This window comes from Hydrocarboniphaga daqingensis (assembly GCF_900129825.1).
Classification (GTDB): Bacteria; Pseudomonadota; Gammaproteobacteria; order Nevskiales; family Nevskiaceae; genus Hydrocarboniphaga; species Hydrocarboniphaga daqingensis.
The window spans coordinates 135965-152232 of sequence record NZ_FQWZ01000005.1 but is presented as its reverse complement, the minus strand read 5'-3'; the positions used below and the strand labels follow the sequence as shown (position 1 = coordinate 152232).

13 protein-coding genes are annotated in these 16268 nt (G+C 65.6%); 12 read left to right on the top strand and 1 reads right to left on the bottom strand.

Translation table 11 applies throughout. The features are described 5' to 3' along the window. Window positions 1–140 precede the first annotated feature (140 nt). From BUB09_RS11305 to BUB09_RS11280, 6 genes are all read left to right on the top strand, one after another. Window positions 141–2447, top strand: coding sequence for a FimV/HubP family polar landmark protein (locus BUB09_RS11305; RefSeq protein WP_175550182.1), 2307 nt, complete (start codon window positions 141–143; stop codon window positions 2445–2447). 33 nt (window positions 2448–2480) lie between these two features. Further along, entirely contained in the window at window positions 2481–3266 is a 786-nt protein-coding gene (gene truA / locus BUB09_RS11300) for a tRNA pseudouridine(38-40) synthase TruA (RefSeq protein WP_072897760.1), read from the top strand. A gap of 46 nt (window positions 3267–3312) precedes the next feature. Further along, window positions 3313–3951 (top strand): phosphoribosylanthranilate isomerase, encoded by a 639-nt coding sequence (locus BUB09_RS11295; RefSeq protein ID WP_072897758.1) that lies wholly within the window; start codon window positions 3313–3315, stop codon window positions 3949–3951. Continuing rightward, window positions 3948–5150 carry a tryptophan synthase subunit beta gene (trpB, locus tag BUB09_RS11290; RefSeq protein ID WP_072897756.1) on the top strand — a complete coding sequence of 401 codons (1203 nt, stop codon included), beginning with the start codon at window positions 3948–3950 and terminating at the stop codon, window positions 5148–5150. Before BUB09_RS11295 ends, trpB begins: the two co-directional genes overlap by 4 nt. Window positions 5151–5413: 263 nt before the next feature. Then, window positions 5414–8131 (top strand): DNA gyrase subunit A, encoded by a 2718-nt coding sequence (gene gyrA / locus BUB09_RS11285; RefSeq protein ID WP_072897754.1) that lies wholly within the window; start codon window positions 5414–5416, stop codon window positions 8129–8131. Between the two features lie 294 nt (window positions 8132–8425). Further along, window positions 8426–9214 carry a transporter gene (locus tag BUB09_RS11280; protein ID WP_072897752.1) on the top strand — a complete coding sequence of 263 codons (789 nt, stop codon included), beginning with the start codon at window positions 8426–8428 and terminating at the stop codon, window positions 9212–9214. 48 nt (window positions 9215–9262) lie between these two features. Here BUB09_RS11280 and BUB09_RS11275 read toward each other — a convergent pair whose 3' ends face one another. After that, window positions 9263–10474 carry a CehA/McbA family metallohydrolase gene (locus BUB09_RS11275; RefSeq protein WP_139250258.1) on the bottom strand — a complete coding sequence of 404 codons (1212 nt, stop codon included), beginning with the start codon at window positions 10472–10474 and terminating at the stop codon, window positions 9263–9265. A 150-nt stretch (window positions 10475–10624) separates the two neighbouring features. Between BUB09_RS11275 and BUB09_RS11265 the strand changes: the two genes are divergently transcribed. The 6 genes from BUB09_RS11265 to hisC all read left to right on the top strand — a co-directional run bounded on the left by BUB09_RS11265 (window position 10625) and on the right by hisC (window position 16263). Next, a complete protein-coding gene (locus tag BUB09_RS11265; RefSeq protein ID WP_072897747.1) occupies window positions 10625–10858 on the top strand; it encodes a ribbon-helix-helix protein, CopG family in 234 nt (77 codons plus the stop codon). A 1-nt stretch (window position 10859) separates the two neighbouring features. Then, a complete protein-coding gene (locus BUB09_RS11260; protein ID WP_072897745.1) occupies window positions 10860–11291 on the top strand; it encodes a PIN domain-containing protein in 432 nt (143 codons plus the stop codon). 105 nt (window positions 11292–11396) lie between these two features. Further along, window positions 11397–12479 carry a 3-phosphoserine/phosphohydroxythreonine transaminase gene (serC, locus tag BUB09_RS11255; RefSeq protein ID WP_072897743.1) on the top strand — a complete coding sequence of 361 codons (1083 nt, stop codon included), beginning with the start codon at window positions 11397–11399 and terminating at the stop codon, window positions 12477–12479. Between the two features lie 27 nt (window positions 12480–12506). Further along, window positions 12507–13682, top strand: coding sequence for a phosphoglycerate dehydrogenase (locus tag BUB09_RS11250; protein ID WP_072897742.1), 1176 nt, complete (start codon window positions 12507–12509; stop codon window positions 13680–13682). A 337-nt stretch (window positions 13683–14019) separates the two neighbouring features. Next, window positions 14020–15105 (top strand): prephenate dehydratase, encoded by a 1086-nt coding sequence (gene pheA / locus BUB09_RS11245; RefSeq protein WP_072897740.1) that lies wholly within the window; start codon window positions 14020–14022, stop codon window positions 15103–15105. Window positions 15106–15108: 3 nt separating this feature from the next. Beyond that, entirely contained in the window at window positions 15109–16263 is a 1155-nt protein-coding gene (gene hisC / locus BUB09_RS11240; protein ID WP_072897738.1) for a histidinol-phosphate transaminase, read from the top strand. Window positions 16264–16268: the final 5 nt, after the last annotated feature.

Genomic DNA, 16268 nt, shown 5'->3' with positions numbered 1-16268 from the left:
ACTTTGCTACTGTATTGGCGCTGCGGCCAGTCAGGCCCGCGTCGCAGTCTTGACTTCAACACGATGTCGGCGATGCGTTGCGTTGGTTTCAGATTCAGGCCTTCAATCAAGCGTCCCTGATGGCGCGCGGAGAACTCGGAATGCGGCATGGATGGGTCGGTATCGTTGCCCCTTTGTTGACGGTCACCAGCATGGGTGCCCATGCGTTGGGCTTGAGCGATATCGCGGTCGATTCGCGACTGAACCAGCCGCTGGTTGCCACGCTTCGCTTGAGCACGCTCAGTGAGGACGAAGCTGAGAGCCTGCAGGTTCAACTGGCATCGGCTGAAGAGTTTGAAAAGGCGGGACTCACGCTGACCGATTTCGTCGCCGGTCTCCGATTCGCGATCAGCGGCAATCTGGTGCGGATCAGCAGCCAGCAGAGCGCCCGCGAGCCGATGCTGTCGTTGTTGGTCGAAGCGCGCGCCGGCAGCAGTCGCGTGCTGCGCGGCTACACGGTGCTGCTCGATTTGCCGGCGGCGGATGGGCCGGCCGGCCCGGAAGCGGCCACTGGGGATCGTCAGTACGGACCGGTCAAGGCCGGCGAGACATTCTGGAGCGTCGCCACCCGGCTTCGGCCCGATCCCGCTCAGGTTTCGATGGACCAGACCTTGTTGGCCTTGTACACCGCCAATCCGGAAGCGTTCTTTGGCGGCATCAACGGCTTGCTGACCGGCGCCGTGCTGCGAGTCCCGAGCCTTGAGCAGATGCGCAGCGTGTCCGAGGCCGAGGCGCATCGCCGGATTGCCGCGCTGCGTGCCGGTAATACCGCTGCTACACCGGCCCGTCGCCCGCCGCCGGCATCCAAGTGGGTGGCCGTGTCGCCATCGCCGCCGCCTGCGACTGCCCCTGCTGCCGCTCCTGCTGCCGCTCCTGCTCCGGCGACCGAGCCGCCGCCCGCGCCCGTCGACACCGCCACCGTCGTCGCGCCGCCCGCCGTTTTGGCTCCGCCCGCAAACGAGGCGCCGCCTGCAGCCGACACCGCGGGGTCGCCGGCAGCAGAAGCGCCGGCGCAGCCGGTCGACGCTACCGCAGTCGATCCCGTGGTGGCGGGCAGCGATGCCACGACCGTGGTTGGCGATGGCGTCGTCGCGGCCGAACCGCCAGCGGACGAGCCCGTTGCCAGCGCCCCGGTTGCCGAGCCGGTCGTCGCCGCAGCCCCGGTTGCGACGCCGCCCAAGTCGGTCATCGACCGCAGGACGGCCGGCTCGATCTGGGCGCTGATGACGGCCCCGTTCCTGCTGCTGGCCTTGGTCGTGTTGTGGCGTCGGCGCCATACGCAAACGGTGGCGGCTCCGCGCGTCGAACCGTCCGGCGCTGCCGGGGTCGAGCCCGAAACATCCGCGGCCGACGCCGTTCAGACCGCCGACGCCCCGGACCGCATCGACGACGCTGCAACGGTTGGCGAGACGCTCGATGCGGCTGCCGCTGCCGATCCCGTCGTCGCGGATGACGCGCTCGCCAGCGAGTTCGCCAGCGAGGTCGCGCCACCAAACGATCCGCATGTCGAATTCGACGAACCGGCCGACGCGGTGCCGACCCCGTCCGAGCAGGTGCTGATGGATCCCGATCTGCCGCAGGGCGACGGCGATATCGACTTGGCCGCTGACCCAACGACACCGGCGACGCCGTCGTTGGACCAACTCGATCCGCTCGCCGAGGCCGAGTTTCATCTGTCGTACGGCCTGTACGACGAGGCGGTGCGCGGGCTGCTGGACGCCATCGCCGTCGAGCCGGGCCGCGACGACTTGGCGGTCAAGCTGGCCGAAACCTACTTTGCTGCCGGGCGGCCAGACGACTTCGAAGCGCTGGCCCAGCAGCTGCAGTTCCGGCTGTCGGCCGCCGATTGGTCGCGGCTGACGTTCATGGGCGCGCAGCTGTGCCCCGATTCCGCACTGTTCCGCGATCCGTCCCAGCCGCTGTCGACACCGCAATCCCTGCCTCCGGTGTCGACGCTGGAGCTGGAGCCGGAGCCGGCGCATCGCGTCGATTTCTCCCTCGACGCGCCGCCCGCTTGGTCCGCACCGGTGACGCCGCCTGCGGAGGCGACCCCCGCAACAACCGAGCACGCCAACCGGATCGACTTTTCGTTCGGTCCGACGCCAGTCGCCACGGGGCCCACCGCGGCCGCTGGCTCAATGCCGGCGCTGGACCTGTCGAATCCGCAGACGATTCCGGTCGAAGAACTGCTGGCGCTGGACCCGGACGACATCAACTTGTTCGAGCCAGAGCCCGAAAGCGACCTCGCAACCGATGACGAAGTCGGTACCAAGCTCGATCTGGCGCGTGCTTACATCGACATGGGCGATACGCAGATGGCGCGCGATCTGCTCACGGAAGTGGCCCAGCAAGGCACACCGACGCAGCAGGCCGATGCGCATTTGCTGCTGCTGCGTCTGCCGGCGTGAGCGCCGCGGGCCGAGGCTGGTCGATAATGGCGAATGGAAATCACACGTTGGGCCGCGGCCGTTGAATACGTCGGCACGCGCTATTCGGGCTGGCAGTCGCAGCAACATGCACCTTCGGTCCAAGGCGAGCTTGAAACCGCGCTAAGTCGCGTCGCTGCGCATCCAGTGGCCGTATCGGCCGCCGGGCGCACCGACGCCGGCGTGCACGGGCACGCGCAGATCATTCATTTCGATTCGCCGTCGCGGCGCAGTCCTTATGCCTGGCTGCTCGGCACCAACACGCATCTGCCGCCCGACGTGTCGCTGCGCTGGGTGCAAGCCGTCGCGCCGGACTTTCATGCCCGCCATAGCGCGGTCGCGCGGCGTTATCGCTACGTGATCCACAACAGCCGGGCACGATCGGCGCTGCTGTCGGACCGGGCGGCGTGGCTGGCCTGGACGCTGGACGAGCAAGCGATGCATCGCGCGTCGCAATGCCTGATCGGCGAGCTTGATTTCTCCGCATTCCGCGGCGCGCAATGCCAGTCGACGACGCCGTGGCGCTGCGTCACCGACATCGCGGTCTGGCGGCGCAACGACTTCGTGCTGATCGACATTCGCGCCAATGCGTTTTTGCATCACATGGTGCGCAACATCGCCGGCACCCTGATGGAAGTCGGGCAGGGACGTCAGTCAGAGGCTTGGGTCGCCGAGGTGCTGGCCAGCCGGGACCGCACGCGCGCGGGCATGAACGCCCCGGCTCAGGGGCTATACTTCGTTGCTGCCGATTATCCGGCTCATTACGGTTTGCCTGCTGCTGCCGACTTCTGGCTGCCTTAGTCCAGCGAACGCAAGCACCGCGACCGACGCACTCGACGAGATTCCGTTGCCGACCCGCATCAAGTTTTGCGGCTTCACCCGTGCCGACGATCTGGCCCAGGCGCTGAGCTTGGGTATCGACGCCGTCGGCTTGATCTTCGATCCGCGCAGCAAGCGCGCCGTCACGGCTGATGTCGCGTCCGCGCTGAGCCGGCAGGTACCAGCCTTCGTCAGCCGCGTGGCGCTGTTCCGCGATGCGCCGGCCAGCCTGATCGACGAGGCGATCGCCGCCACTGACCCCGACCTGCTTCAGTTTCACGGCAACGAGTCGGCTGAGTTTTGCGAGCGTTGGCAGCGTCCATACCTGAAGGCGGTGCCGATGGCCGAAGCCCAGGATTTGGAACAATGGTGCGCTCGTTATCCGCATGCCCGCGCCTTGCTGCTCGACAGCCATGCGCCGGGCGCTCTCGGCGGTACCGGCCATGCATTCGATTGGTCTCGGGCGCCCCGCGTGTTGAGCAAAAGCTGGGTGCTGGCCGGTGGTCTGAACCCGGCCAACGTCGCCAGCGCGGTTACAATGGCAAGCCCTCCCGCCGTCGACGTGTCCAGCGGCATCGAGTCGGCACCGGGCATCAAAGATCCCGCCCTGATGCGGGCGTTCGTCGACGCGGTTCGCCGCGCCGATCTCCAGTCGTCAAGACCATGAAATACGAACAGTTTCCGGATAACCGCGGCCACTTCGGCCCCTACGGCGGCCGCTTTGTCGCCGAAACGCTGATGGAGCCGCTGCGGCTGCTCGAACAGGCCTACGAGCAGTTCAAAGCCGACCCGAAGTTTCAACAGCAGCTCGACTACGACCTCAAACACTACGTCGGCCGTCCGTCGCCGCTGTACTTCGCTGAGCGGATGACCCGCGCCTGGGGCGGCGCGCGCATCTGGCTCAAACGTGAAGACCTGAACCACACTGGCGCGCACAAGGTGAACAACACCGTCGGCCAAGCGCTGCTGGCCAAGCATCTGGGCAAGACGCGCATCATTGCCGAGACCGGTGCCGGCCAGCACGGCGTGGCATCGGCGACGATCGCCGCGCGGCTCGGGCTCAAGTGCGTGGTCTACATGGGCGCCGACGATGTCGAACGCCAGTCGCCGAACGTCTACCGGATGAAGCTGCTCGGCGCGACGGTCGTACCGGTCACGTCCGGCACTCGGACGCTGAAGGACGCGCTCAATGAGGCGATGCGCGACTGGGTGACCAACGTCGACGACACGTTCTACGTGATCGGTACGGCCGCCGGCCCACACCCTTATCCGATGCTGGTGCGCGACTTCAATTCGGTGGTCGGCCGCGAACTGCTGTGGCAGTCGCGTGAGCAGATCGGCCGTCTGCCCGATGCGCTGGTGGCCTGCGTCGGTGGTGGCAGCAACGCAATCGGCATGTTCCACCCGTTCATCGAACACGACGGCGTGCGGATGATCGGCGTCGAGGCCGGCGGTGACGGCATCGAGACCGGCCGTCACGCCGCGCCGCTGTCGGCCGGCAAGCCGGGCGTGCTGCACGGCAACCGCACCTACATCATGGCCGACGAAAACGGCCAGATTCAGGGCACGCATTCGATCTCGGCCGGTCTGGATTATCCCGGTGTCGGCCCCGAGCACAGCTGGCTCAAGGACCTGGGCCGCGTCGAGTACACGGCGATCAACGACGATGAGGCCCTGGCCGCGTTCCACGAATGCTCGCGGATCGAAGGCATCATCCCGGCGCTGGAGCCGGCGCATGCGCTCGCCTATGCCAAGAAGTTGGCGCCGACGATGTCGGCGGACCAGAACATCGTGATCAACCTGTCCGGCCGCGGCGACAAGGACATCTTCACGGTGGCGCGCGTCGAAGGCATCACGCTGACCTGAGGGCTGCGCCTGGCAGCGATGTCGTGGCGGGTCGCCATTGCATCGCTGCTGCCGGGTTTTGGTGGCACGCAAGCGTCGCCCACGGATGCTGGGGCCACTGCCGGGCGCCGTATGACGGTGCGGCTATCCCCCTACGCTGTAGCCCAAGCTGCGCCCTTGGCGTCACTGCAGGCGCTGGCGTGTTAGAATTTAACGCATATTGCTTTCATCCCTCCCGACTATAGAGGCGGCCCGCCAAGGCTGCCCGAGCTGCCATTGCGCCAATGACTGAATTCGCCAAGGAAGTGCTGTCCGTCAATCTCGAAGACGAGATGCGTCGGTCTTATCTGGATTACGCGATGAGCGTCATCGTCGGCCGCGCATTGCCCGACGCGCGCGACGGGCTCAAGCCGGTGCATCGCCGCATCCTGTACGCGATGAGTCAGCTCAACAACACGTGGAACCGCCCGTACATCAAGTGCGCCCGCGTCGTCGGTGACGTGATCGGCAAGTACCACCCGCACGGCGACACGGCGGCCTACGACGCGCTGGTGCGCTTGGCGCAGCCGTTCTCGATGCGTTATCTGCTGGTCGACGGGCAGGGCAACTTCGGCTCCGTTGACGGCGACCGCGCGGCGGCGATGCGTTACACCGAGTGCCGGATGGCGCGCCTGACGTCGGAGATGCTGGCCGACATCGATTCTGAAACGGTCGATTTCGTCCCGAACTACGACGAAAAAGACATCGAGCCGGTGGTGCTGCCGACGCGCATCCCGCAGCTGCTGGTCAACGGCTCCGCAGGCATCGCGGTCGGTTTGGCGACGAACATCCCGCCGCACAACCTCGGTGAGATCATTTCGGGCTGCGTTGCATTGATCGACAACCCCGACATCGACACCGCCGGTTTGATGAAGCTGATCCCGGCGCCGGACTTCCCGACTGCGGGCCTGATTCTCGACGCTCATGGCCTGCAGGAGGCGTATGAGACCGGCCGGGGTCGCATCGTGATCCGCGCCCGCACGCACTTCGAGCAAGTCGGCAATGACAAGCAGGCGATCATCGTCACCGAGTTGCCGTATCAGGTGAACAAGGCGCGGCTGCAGGAGCGGATCGCCGAGCTGGTCAAGGAAAAGAAGGTTGAAGGCATCGCCGAGATTCGCGACGAGTCCGACAAGGACGGCATGCGCGTCTACATCGAGCTCAAGCGCGGCGAGAACGAAGAGGTGGTGCTGAACAACCTGTTCCAGCAGACCTCGCTGCAGGTAACGTTCGGCATCAACATGGTCGCGCTCGACGGCGGCCAGCCGCGAACGATGTCGCTCAAGGAGTTGCTTGAAATCTTCGTGCGCCACCGCCGCGAAGTGGTCACGCGGCGTACTCGCTACCTGCTGCGCGAGGCGCGCAAGCGCGCGCACATCCTCGAAGGCCTGGCCGTTGCGCTGGCCAACATCGACGAGATGATCGAGCTGATCCGTCGCTCGCCCAACAGCGCCGAGGCCAAGGTGGCCATGATGGCGCGTACCTGGGATGCCGGCCTGGTGACGACGCTGCTCGAGCGCGCCGACGCCACGGCGTCGCGGCCCGAAGATCTGGCGGCCGAATTCGGCATTCTGGACTTGGAAGGCAAGGCGGCCTACCGGCTGTCGGAAGCGCAGGCGAGCGCGATTCTGGAAATGCGCCTGTCGCGCTTGACCGGCTTGGAGCAGGACAAGATCCACGACGAGTTCAAGCAGCTGCTGGAATCGATCGTCGACTATCTCGACATCTTGGCGTCCGAGTCGCGGCTGCTGACGGTGATTCGCGATGAGCTGTTGGCGGTCAAGGAGCAGTACGGCGACGAGCGTCGCACCGAGATCACCGACGCGGCGCTGAACATGGCGCGCGAAGACCTGATCGCGCCGCAGGACATGGTCGTCACGCTGAGCCACGAGGGCTACGTCAAGAGCGTGCCGCTGACCGAGTACCAAGCGCAGAAGCGTGGCGGCCGCGGCAAGCTGGCCACCGCCAACAAGCAGGAAGACTTCGTCGACCGCTTGTGGGTCGCGCACACGCACGATTGGCTGCTGTGCTTCGGCAGCACCGGCAAGGTCTACAAGCTGCGCGTGTTCGAGTTGCCGGGCGGCTCACGCGGCTCGCGCGGGCGGCCGTTCGTCAACCTGCTGCCGCTGGAAGCGGGCGAAAAAATCAGCGCCGTGCTGTCGGTCAAGAAGTTCGAAAACGAAGACGGTTCGCCGCGCTACATCTTCATGGCCACGCGTCTGGGCACGGTCAAGAAGACCGATCTGGCGTCGTTCGCCAACATCCGCAGCAACGGCATCATCGCGCTCGACCTGAGAGTCGACGACTCGTTGGTCGGCGTGGCGCTGACCACCGGCAATAGTGACGTGCTGATGTTCAGCGACGCCGGCCGCGTGATCCGCTTCAACGAGAACGACGTGCGCGCGATGGGCCGTACCGCCACCGGCGTGCGCGGCATGCGACTGGTGCGTCGCGACGACGAGGCCTCGGCCGACGAGTCGGCGGATGCGTCGGTCGCCGACGCCGATGGCGCTGAGGAATCGGCGCCGGCGCAGGCTCGCGTCATCGCGCTGATCGTCGTATCTCCGGAAGAAGCCGGCAGCGCCCGCGCCGACATTCTGACCGCCTCCGAGTTCGGCTACGGCAAGCGCACGCCGATCGACCAGTTCCCGCTGCGTGGACGCGGTGGCATGGGCGTCATCGCCCAGGCGCTGACCGACAAGACCGGGAACCTGATCGGCGCGATCGAGGTCACCGACGGCCATCAGGTGATGCTGATTTCCGAGTCGGCGAACCTGATCCGCTTCAAGGCTACCGACGTCCGCACCATGGGCCGCAACACCCAGGGCGTGCGTCTGATGAAGCCGAACGCGGGTGACCGCCTGGTCGGTGTCGACCGGATCGAAATCGAAGCCGACGACGACGCTTCGCCCGACGACATCGCGGCGCCGCTCGAAGGTCCGGACGACGCCGCAGCCGAGTAGCCTGCGGGCAGTGCCGATATGCCGGCCGATTCCCGATAGCGGGGTCGGCCCGGCGGCACCGTGCCGCGCATTGGCGCAACACCGCCGCTTCGGCTAATCAGCGCCACCAAGGCTCGTCACTCCATCAAAACGCGACGCCCGCGGTGCCCGTGCGGCACTCAAGTCGACGCCGCTGCTGCCGTTACCCGCTGATCGACCGCACAGAATGGCGGCCGTATTGGGCTGGTGGCTGGCGGTGCAGGGCGCAGGATGCGTCGCAGCCGTGGGGCACGGTCCCTTTTTGAGGGAATTTTCATGTCGATCCACGATTGGCGGCCTGCCTTGGGCGGCGCTGGCGTGCTGCTGCTGGCCACGATCCCCGCATCGGCCTATGCCGAGCCCATCAGCACCGACCGGCCGGACTTCGTCGAATCCAGTCTGGTCGTCGGCGCGGGTCGTTTTCAGGTTGAAACCAGCGTCGCGCATCAGAACGATCAAGCGTCGGGGTTCAAGTCGCAGACATTGTCCTCGCCGACGCTGCTGCGATTGGGCCTCGGAGACGTGCTCGAGGCACGGCTTGAAACTGACGGCTACAAGCGCGACCACGTCGACGGCGAGAGCGCGGTCACCGGCTGGAGTGAGATCGCGCTGGGCGTGAAATGGCACACCTCAGATGCGGATTGGCTCGGCGCGTCGAGTGCGGTGCTGGTCCATGTCGATATTCCGTCCGGTGCCTCGGAGTTTCGCGGCAAGGAACTCCGCCCATCACTGCGCTACGTCGCCGAATGGGCGCCGGCAGATCGCTGGTCGGTGGGCGTGATGCCCGGCGTCATCTGGAACACCGATGACGCGGGTGATCGCTACACCGCTGCGCTGATCGGTGCTACAGCGGGCTATGCCTGGACCGACACGTTCCGGACCTTCGCCGAACTGGCGTCCGAAGACATCGGCGGCGGTGATCGCGCGCCGACGCAAGTTCGGTTCGATACCGGCTTTGCCTTGCTGCTGAGTCAGGATGTGCAACTCGACGCCGCGGCTTATGCCGGCCTGAATCGCGACACTCCCGACCTGCAAGTCGCGCTGGGGCTGTCGATTCGCTGGTAGCAATCCGCGCGCTGCTGATGCCGGGTCGCGGCGCAGACTGCGGTCCGCTCAGCGCGGCCGGTTGAAGTTGAAGTAGATCGGATTGCTGAGTGCGATCATGTTCGCGCTCAGCAATGACGATGCAGGCACCTGCGGATAGGGTGCTGGTTGGCCTTCGACCTGCACGCGGTAATAGCTGCGCTCACCCGCGGCGGGCGTGTCGGTGAAACGTAGCGACGGCGATGTGGGCTGCATCGTATAGGTGCCCAACGTGCTGCCGTTCTTGATGACTGTGACGGTGTACGGCAGCAGGGCCACGCCGACACCGACCAGGTCGACGCGAAAATCGACGGCGCTGCCAGGCGGTGCGGCGTTGTCGCCCATCATCATGTCCATCGTGCCATCCCGGTCGCGGTCGGCATACAGCACCACGCGCGGTGCATTAGGGTTGCTGCTGATGCTGACGCGGCCATTCGTGAGTGCGGCGATCACCGCCTCCGAGGTCCGTGCGGTGGCATAGACCCAGGTTGTCGGAGTGCCCACATTGTTCGCGCCCGCCTGGAGGCTGTTCTGCCCGGGGGTATCGCCGATGCCGGGATAGCCGTGATGCGAGTCGCTGCCGCCACGTGCGGTGATGTTGCGGCCGGAGTTCAGCATGTCCTGCCAGATCAGCATCGAGCCTGCGTTGCTGGACCAGATCGCCGAATTCCACACTTCGATCGAATCGACCAAGTCGTAGCTATAGCCGAAGTGGTCGGCGCCGTTGGGGTGATTGGCGGAAAAATGCAGCCCCTCTTCCTTGATGATCTTCGCCAGCGCGGTGTCCAGGCCGTCGCGTGCATCGTATAGGCGCTGATGGTTGTAAGGCGTGGCAGAAAACGGATTGGCGTGGCCGCGGGCCGTCGTGAACTCGGCACTGTAGAGCAACAGCAAGGCGTTGGACCGGAGTTCGGGGTCGGCCCAGGTGTTGTTGGCGACGTCACCGCCGACGTGGTTGTCGTGATCGCTGATGGCCAAGTAGTCCATGCCGACACTCTCGCCGAGCGCGATGATCTTCGATTCGGGGTTGTTGCTGGAGTCGGTGCTATGTCGCGAATGGATATGCAGGTCGCCTTTCAGCCAGACGCCATTGTCGAGGCTGGCGACCGGAGGCAGCGTCGGTGTTGCTGGCGAGGTGGGAGGGTTGGGGGCCGCGTCGTGGTCTCCTGGCGCGCGTCCATCGCAAGCCGCTATGCAGATGCAAATGGCAAGCAACCAGCGGCGGTGGTGGGCGGAGATCAAAGGCGCTTCCTGGTGATGAGGGGCGCGCATGCGTCGATGGAACACGCGCTGAGCCTTCCAAGATGCCCAATGCATGTTTCGGCCAGTTGAAAGTGGAACGCGTGGCGTATCGGCATTGCCTAACATGTCCTGTTATGTTGTAATTCGCGTATGAATTTCAGCCTCCACCTCGACGACGACACGCTTGAGCGGCTGGCTCGGGCTGTCGAAGCCACCGGCACGACGCGCAACCGCTTGATCTCGACTGCGGTCAAGGACTGGCTGGCGCGTTTCGAGGCCAGTGACTGGCCGCCGGAGCTGCGCGAGCACTTCCGCAATCCAGCGCCGGAGCTGGCGGCCGGCATCGCCGATTTTCAGGTCTGGACCCCAGGCGAGGCGCGCTGACATGGGCGTGCTGCTCGATGCGGCCACGCTGGTGGCGGCGGTCAAAGGTCGCTTGCCCGTGGTGCTGGCGCTGGCGCAGCTCAAGCCCGGCGACGTCTGCGTGTCCATCGTCGGTCAGGTGCAGGCTGAAACCGGGCTGCGGCTGCAACCGCGCGCGGTGGCCCGCTACGGTGATCTGCTCAAGCAATTGCTGGCGACGGTGCGGGTCATCGAATTCGGCAGTGTCGAGGCCCAGCACGCGAGCCAGCTGGCCGGTTATCTCGCGCAGCAGCAGGAAAGCCTCGGCGGCTTCGAATTGATCCAGGCCGCCACCGCGCTGGCGCATGGACTGACCTTGGTCACCGAGCAGCCGAATCGTTATCTGTCGGTGCCGGGCCTGGACGTCGACAACTGGCTGCGCTCATCCGGCGCGGCTGCGTCCATCAACGGCTGATCGACGAACCCTAGTCAGCCGCGCGTTCTGCAGTCCCCATTTCACAACTTATTTGATCGACCGCCGGGCCACGCTGCCCGGCCATAACCACCCCCAGGAGACATCATGAGCCGTATCTTCAACTTCAGCGCCGGCCCCGCGACGCTGCCCTTGCCCGTGCTGGAGCAGGTTCAGGCCGAGTTGCTTGACTGGCGCGGCGCCGGCATGGGCGTGATGGAAATGAGCCATCGCGACAAGGAGTTCATGTCGATCGCAGCCGACTGCGAGCGCGACATGCGCGAGGTGCTGAACATCCCGGCCAACTACAAGGTGCTGTTCATGCAGGGCGGGGCCACCGAGCAGTTCGCGCTGGTGCCGCAGAACCTGCTGCGCGGCAAGACCAGCGCCGACTACATCGTGACCGGCGAATGGGGCAAGAAGGCGCACAAGGAAATGGCCAACCACGGCCGCGCCAACCTGGCGGCGACCAGCGAAGCCAGCAAGTTCACCGACATCCCCGACCGTGCGCAGTGGAAGCTCGACCCCGATGCGGCGTTCGTCCACATCACGTCGAACGAGACGATTCATGGTGTCGAGTTCCCGGACGCGCCGGACGTTGGCAGCGTGCCGTTGGTCAGCGACATGTCGTCGAGCTTTGCGTCGCGTCCGCTGGACGTGTCCAAGTACGGCCTGATCTACGCTGGCGCGCAGAAGAACATCGGTCCGGCCGGTCTGACGGTGGTCATCGTCCGTGACGACCTGATCGGGCAGGTGACGCCCGGCACGTTCAACATCCACAACTACAAGAGCGTGTTCGACAACGACTCCATGCTCAACACGCCGCCGACGTTCGCTTGGTACGTCTGTGGCCTGGTGTTCAAGTGGATCAAGGATCAGGGCGGGCTGGTCGCGATCGGCGAGCGTAATGCACGCAAGGCGGCTGCGCTGTACGACTACCTGGACAGCCAGGACTTCTACCGCAACCCGGTCGCCAAACCGGTGCGCTCGAAGATGAACGTGCCGTTCGTGCTGGCCAACACCGAGCTCGATGCCGACTTTCTGAAGGGTGCCAAGGCAGCCGGCCTGCCGGGCTTGAAGGGCCATCGCATCGTCGGCGGTATGCGCGCGTCGATCTACAACGCGATGCCCGAGGAAGGCGTTGCGGCGCTGATCTCGTACATGAAGGAATTCGCCCGGACACACGGTTAAGCCTCACGGCCATCAGCGGAGTTCTGCATGTTCAAAATCAAGACGATCAACAACATCGCCGCGCAGGGACTGGAGCGCCTGCCGGCGCCGCAGTTCGACACCGGCCCGGATGTTGCGCAGCCCGACGCGATCCTCGTGCGTTCGGCCGACCTGCACGCAGTCGAGCTTCCCGCGTCGGTCAAGGCGATCGGCCGGGCCGGTGCCGGTACCAACAACATCCCCGTGGCACTGATGAGCAAGCGTGGCGTGCCGGTGTTCAACGCGCCGGGTGCCAACGCCAACGCGGTCAAGGAACTGGTGTTGGCCGGCCTGCTGCTGGCGGCTCGCAACATCGCCCCGGCGCTGGACTTCGTGCGCAAGCTCGACGGTGACGATCGCGCGATGCACGAGGCGGTCGAGGCCGGCAAGAAGAAGTTCGTCGGCATGGAACTGCCGGGCCGCTCGCTGGGCGTGGTCGGCCTGGGCGCGATCGGCGTCAAGCTGGCCAATGCCGCCATCGAGCTGGGCATGGAGGTCTGGGGCTATGACCCGGCCATGACGGTCCAGAACGCGTGGAAGCTCGATGCGCGCGTCAAGCAGGCGCTGACCGTCGACGAACTGCTGGCGCGCTCGCAGTTCGTGTCGTTGCATGTGCCGTTGCTGCCGGCCACGCGCAATCTGGTCAACGCCGAGCGGATCCGGCTGCTCAAGCCGCGCGGCGTGGTGCTGAACTTCGCTCGCGAAGGCATCGTCGACGAGACGGCCCTGGTCGAAGCGCTCAACGAGAACCGGCTGCACGCCTACGTCTGCGACTTCCCATCGAACACGCTGAAGGGCAATCCGCGCGTCGTCGCGCTGCCGCATCTGGGCGCGTCGACCAACGAAGCCGAGGACAACTGCGCGGTGATGGTGGCCGAGCAGCTGCGTGACTTCCTGCTGACCGGCAACGTCACCAATTCCGTCAACTTCCCCGAAGCGGTGCTGGCACTGTTGCCGGGCAAGCATCGCCTGTGCATCGTCAACGAGAACGTGCCGAACATGGTCGGCCAGATCTCGACCGCGCTGGCGCGTCGCAACCTGAACATCGCCGACCTGCTGAACAAGTCGCGCGGTGATCTGGCCTACACGCTGGTCGACGTCGATACCGCGATCCCACAGACGGTGATCGACGAGATCGCGACGATTCCGGGCGTGCTGTCGACGCGGGTGATCGCGGCTCGCTAGCGCGGCCTGATTTTTATGCAGGAAAAGGCGTTCGGATTGCGGGGGTAGGGGATGCTCGGCGCGTCGAGGCCCTCACCCGGCCCTTCGGGCCACCCTCTCCCGGTGGGAGAGGGCAACTAGCAGCGTGCTGCTGCGTTCTCCTTCTGATTCCTGGTTCGGCCAGAACGCATGCGCGCTTGCCTCTCCCTTCGGGAGAGGTCGGCGCGTAGCGCCGGGTGAGGGCGTCCGGCAATCGCGCCCATCCGGCCGACCCGCACCCGGCCCTTCGGGCCACCCGCTCCCGGTGGGAGAGGCAAGCAAACCGCTGTATTCTTCGCGTCCTTTCGAACCTGCTCTTATGAAACCCACCACACTCGCCCAAGCCCGCGCCCTGATCGATGCGCTGGACGAAAAGGTCCAGGGCCTGATCAACGAGCGTGCCCGTCTGGCTGAGGCGGTACGCGACATCAAAGCTCAGACCGGTGCCGATGGCGACCACTACCGCCCGGCGCGCGAGGCCGAAGTGCTGCGCTTGGCGATGGCTCGCAACACCGGCCCACTTTCCAACGAGGCAATGGCCCGGCTGATGCGCGAGATCATGTCGGCGTGCCTGGCGCTGGAATCGCCGTTGACGGTCGCCTACCTGGGGCCAGAAGGCACGTACACGCAAGAGGCGGTGTACAAGCACTTCGGCCATGCGGTCGAGGCGCGCGCCAAGCGCGCGATCGACGAGATTTTCCGCGACGTCGATTCGGGGCAGACCGCCTACGGCGTCGTGCCGGTCGAAAACTCGATCGGCGGTATCGTCAGCAACACGCTCGACGAGCTGGCGACGGCGAACCTGTCGATCTGCGGCGAAGTGCTGTTGCCGGTGCACCACCATTTGATGGCCAAGGTCGAGCGTATCGATCAGGTCAAGGTGATTTTTTCGCACGCGCAGTCGCTGGCGCAGTGCCGCCATTGGCTCGACGCGACGCTGCCGAACGCCTCGCAGGCCGTGGTCGCCAGCAACGGCGCCGCGGCGCAGCAGGTCGCTGAAACCGGCGTCGGCGCGGCGATCGCCAGCAAGGCGGCTGCCGAGCTGTATGGATTGAACGTGCTGGCGTCGAACATCGAGGACGATCCCAGCAATACGACGCGCTTTCTGATCATCGGCCGCAAGCTGTCCGACCCGACCGGTCGCGACAAGACCTCGCTGGTGTTTTCGGCGCACAAGGGCAGCCCTGGTGCGCTGTTCGAACTGCTGGCGCCGTTTGCGGCCGCCGGCATCAACCTGACCAAGCTCGAATCGCGGCCGTCGCGCCGTGCAGCTTGGGACTACAACTTCTACGTCGACATCGACGGCCATTGCGAAGACCCTTTGATCAAGCCGGTCCTCGACGAAATCCGCCAGCGCGCTGCCTTGTTCCGCGTGCTCGGCTCCTACCCGCAAGCGGTGATCTGATTCATGACCAGCCTGGTTGATAGCCTGACGCAGAATGCATTGCCCGGCGTGCTGTCTCTGCACGCCTACACGCCCGGCATGCCGATCGACGAACTGCAACGCCGGCTCGGCATCAAAGATGTACTCAAGCTGGCGTCCAATGAGAACCCGCTGGGCGCAAGCCCGGCGGTGCGCAAGGCGGTTGCGGCGGCGGCGGCCGACCAGAATCTGGGCTTGTACCCGGATGGCAGCGGCTACGCACTGAAACAGGCGATTGCCCGGTATCACGACGTGCAGCCCGAGCAGATCACGCTCGGCAACGGCTCCAACGACATCCTGGAATTCCTGTCGCGGATCTATGCCGGCCCGGGCCGCGCCGTGATGTTCTCGGACTACGCGTTCGCGGTTTACTCGCTGGCCACTCAGGCGCAGAACGCGGAGGCCGTCATCGTGCCGGCGTTTCCGGCCGATCATCCGACGATGCCGTTCGGCCACGACTTGGCCGCGTTCGCCCGCGTGCTGAAGACGCGCCCGGACGTGAGCCTGGTGTTCATCGCCAACCCGAACAACCCGACCGGCACCTGGAATACGCCGCAGGAGATCGAAGCCTTCCTCGACACGGTGCCGCCGCACGTGATCGTGGCGCTCGACGAGGCCTATTTCGACTACCAGGATGTGGAGTTGCGCTCCAATGCGCGCGCCTGGCTCGACCGGTATCCGAACCTGCTGGTGTGCCGCACGTTCTCGAAGATCTACGGCATTGCGGCGCTGCGCGTCGGCTATTCGTTGTCACACCCGGCGGTTGCCGATTTGCTCAACCGTGTGCGGCAGCCATTCAATAACAACGCGCTGGCACTGATTGCCGCCGAAGCGGCGCTGGCCGACCAAGACCACGTGCGCGAGTCGGTCGAACTCAATGCGGCGGAGCGGCTGCGCCTGCCGCCGCTGCTGCAGTCGATGGGTCTGAAGATCCTGCCGTCGCAGGCCAACTTCCTGACGATCGACTTTGCTCGCAACGCGGCGCCGGTGCATCAAGGCCTGCTCGAGCGCGGCATCATCGTGCGGCCGATGGCCTCGTACGGCTTGCCGAACTTCCTGCGCGTCAGCATCGGCACCCGCAGTGAAAACAACCGCTTCATTGACGCACTGCGCGACGTGCTCGGCACGCAGCGCGGCTGATTCGG

Bases quoted from the DNA above. Each gene is read 5' to 3' on its own strand.
- BUB09_RS11305 (WP_175550182.1), top strand. From the start codon at position 141: ATGCGGCATGGATGGGTCGGTATCGTTGCCCCTTTGTTGACGGTCACC.
- hisC (WP_072897738.1), top strand. From the start codon at position 15,109: ATGACCAGCCTGGTTGATAGCCTGACGCAGAATGCATTGCCCGGCGTG.
- BUB09_RS11280 (WP_072897752.1), top strand. From the start codon at position 8,426: ATGTCGATCCACGATTGGCGGCCTGCCTTGGGCGGCGCTGGCGTGCTG.
- gyrA (WP_072897754.1), top strand. From the start codon at position 5,414: ATGACTGAATTCGCCAAGGAAGTGCTGTCCGTCAATCTCGAAGACGAG.
- serC (WP_072897743.1), top strand. From the start codon at position 11,397: ATGAGCCGTATCTTCAACTTCAGCGCCGGCCCCGCGACGCTGCCCTTG.
- BUB09_RS11250 (WP_072897742.1), top strand. From the start codon at position 12,507: ATGTTCAAAATCAAGACGATCAACAACATCGCCGCGCAGGGACTGGAG.
- truA (WP_072897760.1), top strand. From the start codon at position 2,481: ATGGAAATCACACGTTGGGCCGCGGCCGTTGAATACGTCGGCACGCGC.
- trpB (WP_072897756.1), top strand. From the start codon at position 3,948: ATGAAATACGAACAGTTTCCGGATAACCGCGGCCACTTCGGCCCCTAC.
- pheA (WP_072897740.1), top strand. From the start codon at position 14,020: ATGAAACCCACCACACTCGCCCAAGCCCGCGCCCTGATCGATGCGCTG.
- BUB09_RS11260 (WP_072897745.1), top strand. From the start codon at position 10,860: ATGGGCGTGCTGCTCGATGCGGCCACGCTGGTGGCGGCGGTCAAAGGT.
- BUB09_RS11265 (WP_072897747.1), top strand. From the start codon at position 10,625: ATGAATTTCAGCCTCCACCTCGACGACGACACGCTTGAGCGGCTGGCT.